This is a genomic window from Pseudomonas sp. GW821-FHT07E12, from assembly GCF_058986605.1.
In genome coordinates this window covers 26,770-39,851 of sequence record NZ_JBYSVX010000005.1, presented here as the reverse complement: position 1 = coordinate 39,851, position 13,082 = coordinate 26,770, and the positions used below count along the sequence as shown (strand labels likewise).

Annotated in this window: 16 protein-coding genes; 3 read left to right on the top strand and 13 right to left on the bottom strand. The window is 65.9% G+C overall.

Annotated elements, in window-relative coordinates; genetic code table 11:
- Positions 1-64: 64 nt before the first annotated feature.
- The 7 genes from AC3WJE_RS04855 to AC3WJE_RS04825 form a co-directional block, all read right to left on the bottom strand.
- Positions 65-904, bottom strand: coding sequence for an alpha/beta hydrolase family protein (locus tag AC3WJE_RS04855; protein WP_493729651.1), 840 nt, complete (start codon positions 902-904; stop codon positions 65-67).
- A gap of 91 nt (positions 905-995) precedes the next feature.
- Positions 996-1,688, bottom strand: a complete 693-nt coding sequence (locus tag AC3WJE_RS04850) for a YoaK family protein (protein WP_493729650.1) — start codon at positions 1,686-1,688, stop codon at positions 996-998.
- Positions 1,689-1,713: 25 nt separating this feature from the next.
- The gene (locus AC3WJE_RS04845; protein ID WP_493729649.1) at positions 1,714-2,193 is read right to left on the bottom strand and encodes a hypothetical protein; all 480 of its coding nucleotides are present in this window, start codon (positions 2,191-2,193) and stop codon (positions 1,714-1,716) included.
- The gene (locus AC3WJE_RS04840) at positions 2,190-3,587 is read right to left on the bottom strand and encodes a PhoH family protein (protein WP_493729648.1); all 1,398 of its coding nucleotides are present in this window, start codon (positions 3,585-3,587) and stop codon (positions 2,190-2,192) included. Before AC3WJE_RS04840 ends, AC3WJE_RS04845 begins: the two co-directional genes overlap by 4 nt.
- Positions 3,588-3,668: 81 nt before the next feature.
- Positions 3,669-4,151, bottom strand: a complete 483-nt coding sequence (locus AC3WJE_RS04835; protein ID WP_493729647.1) for a peroxiredoxin — start codon at positions 4,149-4,151, stop codon at positions 3,669-3,671.
- Between the two features lie 27 nt (positions 4,152-4,178).
- Positions 4,179-4,535: a ribonuclease E inhibitor RraB gene (locus AC3WJE_RS04830; protein ID WP_493729646.1), complete on the bottom strand. Its 357-nt coding sequence runs from the start codon at positions 4,533-4,535 to the stop codon at positions 4,179-4,181.
- 14 nt (positions 4,536-4,549) lie between these two features.
- On the bottom strand, positions 4,550-5,125 hold the full coding sequence (locus AC3WJE_RS04825) for a glycine cleavage system transcriptional repressor (RefSeq protein WP_493729645.1): 576 nt from the start codon (positions 5,123-5,125) through the stop codon (positions 4,550-4,552).
- Positions 5,126-5,270: 145 nt separating this feature from the next.
- On the opposite strand from AC3WJE_RS04825, the gene dapA reads away from it, so the two are divergent.
- Positions 5,271-6,179: a 4-hydroxy-tetrahydrodipicolinate synthase gene (gene dapA, locus AC3WJE_RS04820; RefSeq protein WP_493729644.1), complete on the top strand. Its 909-nt coding sequence runs from the start codon at positions 5,271-5,273 to the stop codon at positions 6,177-6,179.
- Between the two features lie 16 nt (positions 6,180-6,195).
- Positions 6,196-6,723 carry a hypothetical protein gene (locus tag AC3WJE_RS04815; protein WP_493729643.1) on the top strand — a complete coding sequence of 176 codons (528 nt, stop codon included), beginning with the start codon at positions 6,196-6,198 and terminating at the stop codon, positions 6,721-6,723.
- A gap of 117 nt (positions 6,724-6,840) precedes the next feature.
- Here the strand turns inward: AC3WJE_RS04815 and fdxA are convergent, their stop codons facing one another.
- The 6 genes from fdxA to AC3WJE_RS04785 form a co-directional block, all read right to left on the bottom strand.
- The gene (gene fdxA, locus AC3WJE_RS04810) at positions 6,841-7,164 is read right to left on the bottom strand and encodes a ferredoxin FdxA (RefSeq protein ID WP_493729784.1); all 324 of its coding nucleotides are present in this window, start codon (positions 7,162-7,164) and stop codon (positions 6,841-6,843) included.
- Positions 7,165-7,325: 161 nt separating this feature from the next.
- Positions 7,326-8,210 carry a 2-dehydro-3-deoxygalactonokinase gene (locus tag AC3WJE_RS04805; RefSeq protein ID WP_493729642.1) on the bottom strand — a complete coding sequence of 295 codons (885 nt, stop codon included), beginning with the start codon at positions 8,208-8,210 and terminating at the stop codon, positions 7,326-7,328.
- Entirely contained in the window at positions 8,207-9,106 is a 900-nt protein-coding gene (locus AC3WJE_RS04800; RefSeq protein WP_493729641.1) for an SMP-30/gluconolactonase/LRE family protein, read from the bottom strand. The genes AC3WJE_RS04805 and AC3WJE_RS04800 overlap by 4 nt, the downstream gene beginning before the upstream one ends.
- Before the next feature lie 9 nt (positions 9,107-9,115).
- Entirely contained in the window at positions 9,116-10,264 is a 1,149-nt protein-coding gene (gene dgoD, locus AC3WJE_RS04795) for a galactonate dehydratase (protein ID WP_493729640.1), read from the bottom strand.
- Entirely contained in the window at positions 10,261-10,887 is a 627-nt protein-coding gene (locus AC3WJE_RS04790) for a 2-dehydro-3-deoxy-6-phosphogalactonate aldolase (RefSeq protein ID WP_493729639.1), read from the bottom strand. The genes dgoD and AC3WJE_RS04790 overlap by 4 nt, the downstream gene beginning before the upstream one ends.
- A gap of 4 nt (positions 10,888-10,891) precedes the next feature.
- A complete protein-coding gene (locus AC3WJE_RS04785) occupies positions 10,892-11,632 on the bottom strand; it encodes an SDR family oxidoreductase (RefSeq protein ID WP_493729638.1) in 741 nt (246 codons plus the stop codon).
- A 267-nt stretch (positions 11,633-11,899) separates the two neighbouring features.
- On the opposite strand from AC3WJE_RS04785, the gene AC3WJE_RS04780 reads away from it, so the two are divergent.
- Positions 11,900-12,856 carry a LysR family transcriptional regulator gene (locus AC3WJE_RS04780; protein WP_493729637.1) on the top strand — a complete coding sequence of 319 codons (957 nt, stop codon included), beginning with the start codon at positions 11,900-11,902 and terminating at the stop codon, positions 12,854-12,856.
- The last annotated feature ends 226 nt before the right edge of the window (positions 12,857-13,082 follow it).

Here is a 13,082-nt window from a genome sequence, read left to right as displayed (position 1 = left end):
CGGCTGAACGTGGCGGGTTCCGGTACTTTGCCGCTGTCGGCGTGAAAGCCTGCGGGAAAAGGCGTCAGCGCAGGGATTCACACAGCATCTGTGCCACTGCCTGAGGCTGCTTCATCCATGCGAAATGGTCCGCGCGGGTGCCCAATTGCGCCTGTGTGATGCGATGAATGCTTTTGTATTGGCCGCCCAGCTTGGCGAGAATTGCCCGCAGCGAACTTTCCGGACCCAGCCAATCGTCAGCCATCACCACGCCGGTGATGGCGACGTGGAGCGCCGCCATGCCGGTTTCCAGCTCCGTGGGCAGGCCCGCAGCGGCATAGTGATTGGTGAGGCCGACGCGCGCCCAATCGCGGATCAGTCCGCGTGCTTCGGTTCCGCCGAAACCCAGGCTGCGCCCCGGCAGCGTGCCGCGGCGTTGCGCCAGCCATGGCATGAAGCGGTAGGCGAGTGGCAGGGCGTAGCGTCGGGGCGGCGCAAAGGTTCGCCAGTAGGGGCTGCCGCTTGCGACCAGCCACAAGTGCGTGATTCCGTCCGGCGAGAGTGCCGCGTGGCAGCACGCCAATTGCCCACCCAGGCTGTGCCCGCCGAGGATCAGTGGAGTTGCTTCGGCATGTGCGGAGAGCGCGGCGCGGCTGGCGGCGAGATCTTCGAGCAGCAGCTCTCGATAGCCCCAGTCACATTCGCGGGAAGGGCGTAGCGAACTGCTGCCATTGCCGCGCCATTCGTGCAGAAACACGGCGATGCCCTTGGCTGCGAGCGTGTCGGCAAGGGCTTCGTAGTGGCGTGCCGCCACGCCGAGCGCGGGCACCCAAAGCAGGCGGGCGACCGGATTGGCGGGCAGCCGGGCGATCAGTTGCCAGCGATGTCCATCACTTGCCTGGATGTCGAGCGTGGTCGGGGTCATCGGTGGTCTGGCGGACTGACGGAGGGGGGTGTGGCGAAGCCATGTTGCCGAGAAATGACGCAAGGTCCTGGTGGTGCCAGCGTCAGTGCATTCAACGGATGTGCGACTGCGCGTCTTCGGCCCGGTACAGCGACCACTGCCGGTAGATCACGTAGCCGGTGCCGGTGAGGCCAGTGATGCAGGCCGGTACCAGTAGCGACCGGTAGTACAGGTTCTGGAACAGCCACGTGCCGAGCAGGCTTCCGCACAGGAAGCCGCTGATGATCAGGCCGCTCAGCGTGAGCCGCCGTATCTGCAGCGGCATGCCACGCAGCAGGTGGCCCAGGCCGATGCCAAGGTCAGTGAACATCCCGCTCAGGTGGGTGGTGCGCACGGCAGCGCCGCTGTAGGTGGTGGCCATTGCGTTCTGCAGGCCGCAGGCCGCCGCGGCCGAGAAAATGCCCCAGGTCGGATGGCGTTCGAGCAGCGGGATCGCGGCCAGCAGCAGGATCGACTCCAGCAACAACGCGACGCCGTAGCGCCGGCCAAGCTGCAACGCGCTGTCTTGGATGATCAGGCCGCTGAGCATCGCGCCGAGACTGAAGGCGATCAACACGCCCCACAGCAATCGCACCTCGCTCCAGTCTCCGTGCGCCAGGGCGGCACCGAGCAGGCTGGTGGTGCCGGACATGTGGCTGACCACCTGATGCTCGACTCCCAGGTAGGCGATCACGTTGACCATACCGGCTACCGCCGACAGCGTAACGGCCCCGACCCAGACCCAGCGCGGCAGGTTGATTCCCACGGTGTTCCTCCGTGCGTTTCCGGCCTCAGCCTGGTCCGTTGGTTTCGATCTGGGAGAACTCGCCGCTCTGCGGATCGTAAATCGCACCCCAGAAGGCCGAGCCGCCATCGCAGACACGGATGGCGGCCCGGCCGGGATCGAGATCCGAATGGTCGGCAAGATAAAACGCGTTGATGTAGATCAGCTGGCGCCCGTTGGATTCGATGCCCACGTATTGGCGATCGGATTTCGCCGGCGCGGCGATCGTGGGTTGCAGCTTGTGCAGCACTGCTTCCAGTTGATCGATCTGCTGCCGGCTGGGTGCCCAGAAACCGGTCACTTCGCCGGGATGTCGCCCTGGGCTGTCGCGCGAGCAGGTGTCCAGCACCTGCGCGGCGGCGAGCGGGCGGGTGATCACCCACGACTGCCCGCTCCTGACCTGGGTCGGCACCGTGGCCGGCCCGCGTGTGGCGCAGCCGGCCAGCAGCAGGCCGGCTACGGCGACGCAGAGGGCGCCGCGGCTCACAAGACCTCCGACGCGTAATCGGCCAGACGCGAGCGCTCGCCGCGACGCAGGGTGATGTGCGCGCTGTGCGGCCAGGCCTTGAAGCGGTCCACCGCGTAGGTCAGGCCGGACGTGGTTTCGGTGAGGTAGGGCGTATCGATCTGCTCGACGTTGCCGAGACAGACGATCTTGGTGCCCGGACCGGCGCGGGTGACCAGCGTCTTCATCTGCTTGGGCGTGAGGTTCTGCGCTTCGTCGAGGATCAGGTAGCGCGACAGGAAGGTGCGGCCGCGCATGAAGTTCATCGAGCGGATCTTGATGCGGCTGGCGAGCAGGTCGTTGGTGGCCGCGCGGCCCCAGGCGCCGCCTTCCTGATTGTGCGTGAGCACTTCCAGGTTGTCGGTCAGCGCGCCCATCCACGGCGTCATCTTCTCTTCCTCGGTGCCGGGCAGGAAGCCGATGTCCTCGCCGACGCTGACGGTCGCGCGGGTCATGATGATCTCGCGGTAGCGCTGCTGGTCCATGGTCTGCGCCAGACCCGCCGCCAGTGCAAGCAAGGTCTTGCCGGTGCCGGCGGTGCCGAGCAGGGTGACGAAGTCGATCTCCGGATCCATCAATGCGTTGAGCGCGAAGTTCTGCTCGCGGTTGCGCGCGGCGATGCCCCACACCGCGTGCTGGCCGCTGCGATAGTCCTCGACCAGGCTCAGCGTCGCCTTGCCGGCGCCGAGCTTGGCCACCCGCATTTCGACCTCGTCCTCACCCGGCAGGTACAGGTACTGGTTCGGGTAGAAGTCCTCGTCCTCGGCGAGCTGGATCTCGTAGTGGGTGCGGCCCTTGTCGCTCCAGCTGCGCAGATCCTGGTTGTGCTTCTGCCAGAAGTTCTCGGGCAGTTCGAGCGCGCCGGTGAACAGCAGGCTGAAATCGTCCAGCGCGCGGTCGTTCTCGTAGTCCTCGGCGGTCAGGCCGCTGATCGAGGCCTTGATGCGCAGGTTGATGTCCTTGGAGACCAGCACCACCGGCACTTCCGGGTGAAGCTCGCGCAGCTCCAATACCGAAGCCAGGATCTTGTTGTCCGGCACCACCTCGCCGAAGGTGCGGCCGGGCTGGCTGGCGGTGGTCTGGAAATACAGCTTGCCGATGCCGCCCTGGCCCTTGAGCTGGATGCCCTGCGGGTGGCTGAGGGTGATGCCGGCCTGGATCTGCTCGGCACTGGCGCTGCCCAGCAGTTCGTCGAGGAAGCGGCTGACCTGGCGCGCGTTGCGGCTGACTTCGGACGTGCCCTTCTTGGCGTTGTCCAGTTCCTCGATCACCTGCATCGGCAGGAAGACGTCGTGCTCCTCGAATTTGAACAGCGCGGTCGGGTCGTGCATCAGCACGTTGGTATCCAGTACGTAGATGCGCTTGCCTCGGGTCATCATCGATTCCTGGGTGAGGGGCAGGGACGAACCATCACGACCTGCGGAGCAGGGTGATGTTGTATGCGGGAAACAAAGGATTCACTGCTTGCTGTGGGCCTTCAGGGCTTCGAGTACTGCGTCCGCGTGGCCGGCCACCTTGACCTTGCGCCACGCCTGCACGATACGACTGTCTGGCGAAATGAGGAAGGTGCTGCGTTCGATGCCCAGCACCTGTTTGCCGTACATGTTCTTCAGTTTGATGACATCGAATGCCTTGCACAGCGCCTCGTCAGCATCGCTGACCAGTGGGAAGCGGAATCCCTGCTTGGTGCAGAAGTTATCGTGGGACTTTACCGAGTCGCGTGAAACACCCAGCACACGGGCGCCGGCACGCTCGAATTTCGGCAGCAGCGCGTTGAAGTCCAGGCCTTCGGTGGTGCAGCCGGGTGTGCTGTCCTTGGGGTAGAAGTACAGCACCAGCCAGTGGCCGGCCTGTTCGGCCAGGGTCGTGCCGGCGCCGTCGGACAGTGCGAGGGGAAGGTTCAGTGCCGAGGCCGGCAGTTCGATCCGGGATTCAGTCATGGCTCCTCAAGCGGGACGGGAAAGGGGTCAATGCGGAGGCGGGCCGACGTCCATGCCGTCGTAGGTGGCCACGCCGAACTGCTCGGCCATCGCCTGGAGATGTTCGTTGCGTCGGCGCAGTGAGTCGATCGTGTGCGTCTCGATGCGCTCCACGTGCAGGAAATAGACGTCGTCCTCGTCTTCATCACCTTCTTCCCTGTCGGCGAGGAAGACATCCACCAAACGGTAGCCTTCGCGGGCCAGTTCGGCACCGAGCCGCTGCAGGGCGTCGGCGTCACCGTCGGCGAAGAAATAGCCCCATTGCATCGGGCCGTCGATGTTCCAGTCGGTATCGGCGCGAATGTTGGCGAACATCTGTTCCAGTGCGGATATCTCGATGGCCATCGCTGCTCCGGCGATCAGAACTTCATCGGGTCCATGATCGCGTCGAGGTTGAGGTGATCGCAGAATTCGAGGAAATCGTCGCGCAATGCGGCGATGTGCATGTTGGCGGGCACGCCGATCGTCACCTGCGCCGAGAACATCTCCGCACCGGTCTGCATCGCGCGGTAGCGCGAACTCTGCAGGTTCTCGATGGTGATGCCCTGGCGATCGAAGAAGTCGGCCAGCTGGAACAGGATGCCCGGCTTGTCGGCGGCGATGACCTCGACGATGTAGGGCAGCAGGTTCGACTGGGTCTGCTTGGGCCCGGTGCGATACCACACCAGCTTCAGCCCTTCCTCGCGCTCCAGCCGCGTCATCATCGCTTCGAGCTTGGCCACCGAATCCCACGAGCCGGTCGCCAGGGCGGTCACCGAGACGTCGCGGCCGACGGTCGACAGGCGCGCATCCACGAGATTGCAGCCGCTGTCGGCAATGCGGCGGGTGACGGGCAACAGGGGGGACTCCGGATGCGTCGTGTAGGCGTTGATCAGGAGGTGGTTTTCGTTCGGCGAAGGCCGGGGTGTGGAGTCGGTCAAAGGGGATTCCGGCATTGCAGGGTAAGGCTGAATGGCGGCCGGCATACCCCGGCACGCTGTACGCAGCATACTTGCCCGTGCTTTCGCGCCGCAAGTAACATGCAGGATGCCCCGGACCCGCTTGCGCGGGCCTTTCAACCCCGCACAGAGCCGTTCCAACTTGTCACTTTCCGGCATCATCACCGCGCTGGCGACCCCATTCGGTCCCGACGGCGCTCTCGACCTGGACGCCTGGCACCGCCTGCTCGACCAGCAATTGGCCGCTGGCATCCAGGGTGTGGTCGTGGCCGGCTCCACCGGCGAAGCGGCGACGCTGTCCGACGACGAATACGACCTGATCCTGCGCAACGCAGTCGCGCGCGTGGCGGGTCGCGTGCCGGTACTGGCGGGGACCGGCTTGTCCGGCACCGCCAAAACCGTTGCGCAGACGCGGCGTGCGGCGGCCAATGGTGCCGAGTACGCGCTGGTGGTGACACCGCCGTACGTGCGGCCGACCCAGGACGGATTGAAAGCGCATTACCTGGCGGTTGCCGATGACGGCGGTCTGCCGGTGGTGCTCTACAACGTGCCGGGCCGTACCGGTTGCGATCTGCTGCCGGAGACGGTGGCCGAGCTGGCCGGGCATCCGAACATCGTCGGCATCAAGGAGGCGCGCGCCGAACCGGAACGCATGCAGGCGTTGCTGGCGCTGCGCGGCGAGGATTTCGCGGTGCTCAGTGGCGATGACGGCACTGCGGCGCGGGCGATGCTCACGGGTGGCGATGGCCTGATCTCGGTGGGCGCCAACGCGGTGCCGGCGGCTTACCGCCGCCTGTGCGATCTGGCGCGTGCCGGTGATCGTGCCGCGGCCGAGGCGTGGGATGCACGGCTGCGCGAATTTCACGAGTTTTGCGGTATCGAATCCAACCCGATCCCAGTCAAGGCGCTGCTGCAGCGGGCTGGCATCGGTCATGGGCTGCGGCTGCCGCTGCTGCCGTTGTCCGGGTCGCATCATGCGGCCGCCGACCGCCTGGCCATCGAGGCCAGAACGTTGGAAGAACTTTCCAGCCGCGAAAGCCTCGCGGCCTGACCCAGGAGATTTACCGATGCGCCTTACCGTTTCCCCCTTCCGCGTGCTGTCGCTCGCGCTGCTGGCGACCACCGCCGTCGCTGCCACGAGTGGCTGCAGCTGGTTCCACAAGGGTCCTCGTGGCGACTACGCGCTGCCGGCCGAGCAGCGTCCGCTGGAAGTGCCGCCGGGCCTGAATCTGCCCGATACCTCGGGTGCGATGAAGGTGCCGGCGCTGGCGTCGGTGGTGCAGGGACCGGCCCCGGTTGGCCAGTCGGCGGCGGCCACCAGCCACAGCGGCTTTACCGTCGCCGGTGCCAAGGACGCGGTGTTCGGTCAGGTCGGCGAGGCGCTGACGCAGGTCGAAGGCGTGACGATCGCCAGCCGTGCCCAGCTGCTGGGGTCGTTCGACGTCAGCTATGAAGGCAACAACTTCCTGGTCCGCGTGACCACGGTCGATGGCGGCAGCTACGTCTCGGCGGTCGATCCGCGCGGCGTGCCGGCGACGGCCGAGGCGCCGGTCAAGTTGATCGCGACGCTGAAGGCCAAGCTCGGCGGCCAATGAGCCACCGCGGCGGCTGAAAGCAAAACGGGCGCCCTTGAGGCGCCCGTTTCGTTTTGGTTATCTGGTCGGCCAGGCGGCAGGGATTTCAGCCCCGATGGGCTTCGCCGGCGTACGGGTTCAGCGCTCCAGCAGCGGCAGCTTGCCGGGCTTGCCGTCCCATTCGGCGGCATCGGGCATCGGTTCCTGACGTAGGGTCAGGACCGGCCATACCTTGGCCAGCTCGGCGTTGAGCGCGACGAAGCCCTCCTGGCCGGCCGGGACGTCGTCTTCCGGATAGATCGCATTTGCCGGGCATTCCGGCTCGCACAGCGTGCAATCGATGCACTCGTCGGGATCGATCACCAGGAAGTTCGGGCCGACATGGAAACAATCGACCGGACAGACTTCGACGCAGTCGGTGTATTTGCACTTGATGCAGTTTTCGGTGACAACAAAAGGCATGGTGTGGTCCAGCGTTAAGCCGGGCAATTCTAGAACAGTCGGAGGTTTGAGGTGCGGATTGTTCTCAACGCGCATGCCATGCCGGGGCAGGGGCGGCTTCAGCCGCGATGAGGCGTTACCGGGAACGCTTCATCGCGGCTGAAGCCGCTCCTACGGGAGGATCAGGCGCTCAGGCTGTGCTGCTGGGCGAGCAGGTACAGGCCGGTGGCGGCCAGGTCTTCGCCATGGCGCATCGAGCCGATCCCGAGCAGGCCCAATGCACGCGCATAACGCTGCGACAGGCCGGAGCTGCCGACCAGGTGCACCACGTCGCCGATCGGCTGGCGGTCGCGGATCTCGTGGCCGATCAACATGCCGGACAGGTAGGAGGCCAGCGCTGCGCCGGGCAGGCGGTCGAACAGGCCGAGCGTGCGCGTGCCGAACAGGTGATGGCTCAGTCCGCCGGGTTCGCCACTGCGGGCGACACCGAGCGCGAAGGCGCCGTCGTGCAGATGGTCGTCGACGCCGTCCATCAGCTTGCCGAGGATGCTGTGCTGACGCAGCAGCGCATACAGCTCGCCGGTCATGGTGGTGGCGAAGTCGACCAGACGACCGTCCTCGACGCGCGCCCATTTGCAGTGCGTGCCGGGCAGGCAGAGGGTGTGCTTGCCGGCGCCGAGCGTGGGCAGCAGGCCAACGATCTGGGTTTCCTCGCCGCGCATCACGTCCGGCACGCCGCTCTGCACGCGGGCGGCGACGCCGGGCACGAACCACAGGCGTCGACCGGGCAGGGCGGCGTCCTCGTGCAACTGCATCGCCGCAGCCAGCGCCGAGGTGTCGGCCGGACAGGGCAGGTAGGGCAGCTCGATCCAGCCGTTGCGGCTGCCGATCATGCCGCACAGCAGGATGTCGCCGGGCCAGTCGCCGATCAGTTCGCGCAACACTTTGGCAAAGCGGCCGGCGCTGGCGAGGATGCCCTGGTCGCTGCGCCGTGTATCGATGATTTGTCCGTGCGCGTCGAGGCGGTAGGCGCGCAGGCTGCTGGTACCCCAGTCGATGGCGATCATGCGAGGGCGATCCTGCTTTCCGGCAGGCCGGTCGTGCCTGGTTCGCACTGGAACAGGCTGCCGGCGGTCGGGGTGTGGGTGAGTTCGTCGTCGCCGTGATCCAGGCGTGAGCTGATCACGTAGAGGCGATCCAGCGCGGGGCCGCCGAAGGCGCTACAAGTCGGGTGTTTCACTGGCATCTCCACGATGCGATCGAGCTGACCATCCGGGCGATAACGCACCACGCGCCAGGCGCGCCACTGTGCGTTCCACAGGAAACCTTCGCTGTCGATGATCGAACCGTCCGGCTCTGCAGCGTTGTGATCGAGCGGGGCGAATGCGCGTGGGTTGCGGGTCTGCGCGGTGTCCGGGTCGTAGTCGCAGCAGAGGATCTGCGGCTGCACCGAGTCGCAGTAGTACATCGTGCGGCCGTCGGGGCTGAAACAGATCGAGTTGGGGATCGACACGCCACCCAGCGGCAACCGGCGCAGGCCGTGGCGCAGCGAGAACTGATAGAACGCGCCACGTGCGGCTTTCTGCGCGTGTTCGTCCATCGTGCCGAACACGAAATTGCCGTGGCGGTCGCTGCGCCCGTCATTGCTGCGGGTATGCGGGTTGTCGGTTTCGAGTTCCGCCAGTCGCTGCAGCGGCAGCTCGCCGGCGGGTGCGTCCGGATCGGCCACGCAGATGGATTTGGCCAGCACGATCAGCAGGCGGCCGTCCTCGATCAGGCCGAGGCAGCCGGGGCGATCGGGCAACGTCCACTGCCGCGTCTGCGCGGTGGCGGGATCGTGGCGCCAGATGCGTTTTTCGCTGATGTCGACCCAGAACAGCGCCTGCCGGCGCTCGCACCAGATCACACCCTCGCCATGGGTACAGCGGCTGTCGACCGCCAGGGTCGCGACGATCGGATTCACGCGCTTACCTCACCATTCGGCGATGCTGCCATCGGCATGACGCCACACGGGGTTGTGCCAGTCCGGCGGGTTCTCATTCGCACGTTTGAGCATGTCCTCATCGATTTCCACACCCAGGCCAGGTTTCGGAAGCGCGGCAATACTGCCATCGATGCAGCGGAAGTCGTCCTTGTTGATGACGTAGTCGAGCAGGTCGGCGCCTTCGTTGTAGTGGATGCCGATGCTCTGTTCCTGCAGCACCGCGTTGTGCGAGACGAAGTCCACGTGCAGGCATGCGGCCAGCGCAACCGGACCGAGCGGGCAGTGCGGGGCGAAGCCGACGTCGTAGGCCTCGGCCATCGCGGCGATCTTGACGCATTCGGTAATGCCGCCTGCGTGCGAGAGGTCGGGCTGGATCATCGCGATGCCACCGCCGGCCAGCACGTGCTTGAACTCGAAGCGCGAGTACATGCGCTCGCCGGCCGCCAGCGGAATCGAGGTGCTTGCGGCCAGGCGCGGGTAGTACTCGGCCTGTTCGGCCAGCACCGGTTCTTCGACGAACAGCGGGCGATACGGCTCCAGTTCGCGCAGCAGCGACTTGGCCATCGCCGGGCCGACACGGCCGTGGAAATCGATGCCGAAATCGACGCTGTCGCCGAGCGCGTCGCGGATGCCGGCGATCTTGGCCACCGCGGCATCGACCGCGCGCGGGCTGTCGATCAGCTTCATTTCCTCGGTGCCGTTGAGCTTGAAGGTGTCGTAGCCGAGTTCACGGTAGGACTGCATCTGCGCGACGATGTCGGCAGGGCGGTCGCCGCCGACCCAGCGATAGGTCTTCATGCGATCGCGGACCAGGCCGCCGAGCAGTTCGTAGACCGGCACGCCCAGCGCCTTGCCCTTGATGTCCCACAACGCCTGGTCGATGCCGGCGATGGCGCTCATCAGGATCGCGCCGCCGCGGTAGAAGCCGCCGCGATACAGCGTCTGCCACAGATCGTTGATGCGGCTCGGATCCTTGCCGATCAGGTAGTGGGACAGTTCGTGGACGGCGGCCTCGACGCTGCGCGAACGCCCTTCGATCACCGGCTCGCCCCAGCCGGTGATGCCCTCGTCGGTTTCCATCTTCAGGAACAGCCAGCGTGGTGCGGCGTGATAGGTGGTGAGGCGGGTGATCTTCATCCCTGGGCTTCCTGGTATGCCTGCACGAACGCACGTGCATGCGACTGGGTGGTTTCGAGGGGTTGTCCAGGGCGATACAGCTCGCCGCCGATGCCGGCGCCGGCGGCGCCCTGGGCAAGGAACTCGTCGAGGTTGGTGGTGGTGACGCCACCGACCACATAGACCGGCACGCTCACCGGCAATACCGAGCGCAGTGCACGCACGTGGCTCGCCCCGTAAGTCGCGGCGGGGAACAGCTTGAGCAACTGCGCGCCGGCGTCGATCGCGTCGAACGCCTCGCTGGCGGTGGCAAAACCGGCAACGACGACCAGGCCGCGCTCGACCGCGTGACTGATCAGCGATGGACGCGTATTGGGCGTGACGATGAAGCGCGCGCCGATGTCGGCCAGCGCATCCACGTCCTCGTTGCGCAGCACGGTGCCGCCGCCGATCCATGCGCGTGCGCCGTACTCGCGTTGTGCGAGCGCGATGCTGTCGCGCCAGCGTGGCGAATTGAGCGGGATTTCGATCGCGTCGAAGCCGGCATCGACCAGCGCACCGACATGCGCCAGGGTTTCTTCCGGTGTGATGCCGCGCAGGATCGCGACCAGCGGCAGCTTGAATGGGGCGTCGGTATGGGTCATGGCGTCACTCGTGATAGAGCTGGGAACGGCCGCCATCGATCAGGATGTCGGTGGCGTTGATGAAGCGGGCCTCGTCACTGGCGAGGAACAGCGCGGTGTAGGCCACTTCCTCAGGCGTGCCGATGCGCCTGGAGGGCAACAAGGCGGTCTGGCGTTCGCGTGCCTCGGGCTCGCGCTCGAACCAGGCTTCTATGCGCGGTACCAGGATCAATCCCGGCGAAATCGAGTTCACCCGGATGCCGTGCGCGGCGTATTCGATGCCGAGCGATTTGGTCAGCCCGATCAGGCCGTGCTTGGCGACCGGGTATGGAAAGGCGTGCGGGATGATCTTGTGACCATGCACCGAGGCGATGTTGACGATGCTGCCGGCCCGCTGCGCGAGCATCGGCGGCAGCACGGCCTTGCAGACGTTCCAGGCGCCCTTGAGGTTCAGGTCGATGCCGCGCTGCCAGTCGGCATCGTCGAGCTGCAGCGGATCGGAGAACACGTCGGCGCCGGCGTTGTTGACCAGTGCATCGACACGTCCGTGATGCTCCAGCACCGCGGCGACGGCCTCAGCCACCGCGGCAGGATCGGTGATGTCAGTGCAGTGGTAGTGCACGCGCGGATCGGCGACGACCGGCGCGTTGCGATCCAGGCCCGCGACCTGCGCGCCGGCATCGGCGAACAAGTGGGCGGTGGCTGCGCCGATACCGCTGGCGGCGCCGGTCACGATGACCGATTTGCCGGCAAGCCGGCCGCTCATTTGCACATCCTGCGCGTTACGCGTCTACGACCCGATGGCGGTCGAGGGATTGGCGTCATGTCACTCCTCCTGGTGCTTCTGGCAACGACGCACCGTCATCCCGGCATGGGAAGGGGGCGGGCGCGTTCGTGTTCTGCCGCAGAACAGGAGGTAGGGGACTCCAGCATCGGCGGTCGATAGCCTCGCGCGTGCAAGATATGTGCTGCAAATGAATTTTTCGTCATATGCTATTCCCCTCACGAATACGCCAATGCAGCGAGCCCCCCCATGGCAACTCCCGGTACACCCTGGTTCAACGCCTCTCGACTGAAGACCCGTCAACTGCTGCTGCTGTTGCATCTATATGAGCAGCGCTCGGTGCTGCGCGCGGCGGAGGCGGCGAGCATGACCCAGCCGGCCGCCTCCAAGCTGCTGGCGGAAATGGAGGACATGCTGGGGGTGAAGCTGTTCGAACGGCATGCGCGCGGGGTCGAACCGACCTGGTACGGGCAGGTGCTGATCCGGCGTGCACGCGCGGCGATGTCCGAGATCGGTCGCGCCCAGGAGGAAATCGCGGCGCTGAAGAGTGGACGGATGGGGCAGGCCTCGATCGGCACCGTGGTCAATCCCGGCACCAACCTGGTGCCGCAGGCGATTGCCGAGGTGAAACGCGAGTTCCCGGACATCCTGGTGCGCGTGGAGATGGACTACAGCCGCCCGCTGGTGGCCAGGCTGCTGGATGGCCAGCTCGACATCGTGATCGGCCGCATCCTCGGCCCGGAAGGCGCGGGCGAGCTGGAATTCGAACCGTTGGCCGACGAGCCGCATTCGGTGATCGCCCGCGCCGGGCACCCGCTGGCCACCCGCAGCGGCCTGCAGCATGCCGATCTGCTGCGCTATGGCTGGATCCTGCCGCCGGCCGACAGCATATTGCGGGCGCGGCTGGACTCGATGTTCCTGGAGCACGGCTTGCACGCACCGGGCAATACCATCGAGACCTCCTCGTTGCCGGTCACCACCAACCTGCTGCGTGGCAGCGACATGCTTACCGCGTTGCCGGTGGATTCGGTCGCGCCGCTGATCCAGGCCAAGCTGCTGACCGTGCTGCCGATCGAACTGGGGGTGCGCATGGAATCGTTCGGGATCATCCGCCGCCGCGACTACATCCTCCCGCCCGGCGCGGAACGCATCCTGCAGGCGCTGCGGACCACGGCACGGCGGCTTTATCCGGAGCCGAGAGCCTAGTTGTGTAGTCCCAGGCTGTAGAGCGCCGCGCTCGCCGCTGCTGCATCGCACAACATGGACTGGCGAGAACCACGGCCGGATGCAGGTCTTGCCAAATAAATGCGAGGGCTCAAGTGGCAGTAATCGTTTTCCTTGTCGCAATATGCCAAGGAATGTCAAAAACGAATATCTGCCGCAATTTTTTCTATTGGTGCAAATGACAGCGCTGCCCGTACGTTTGTGACGG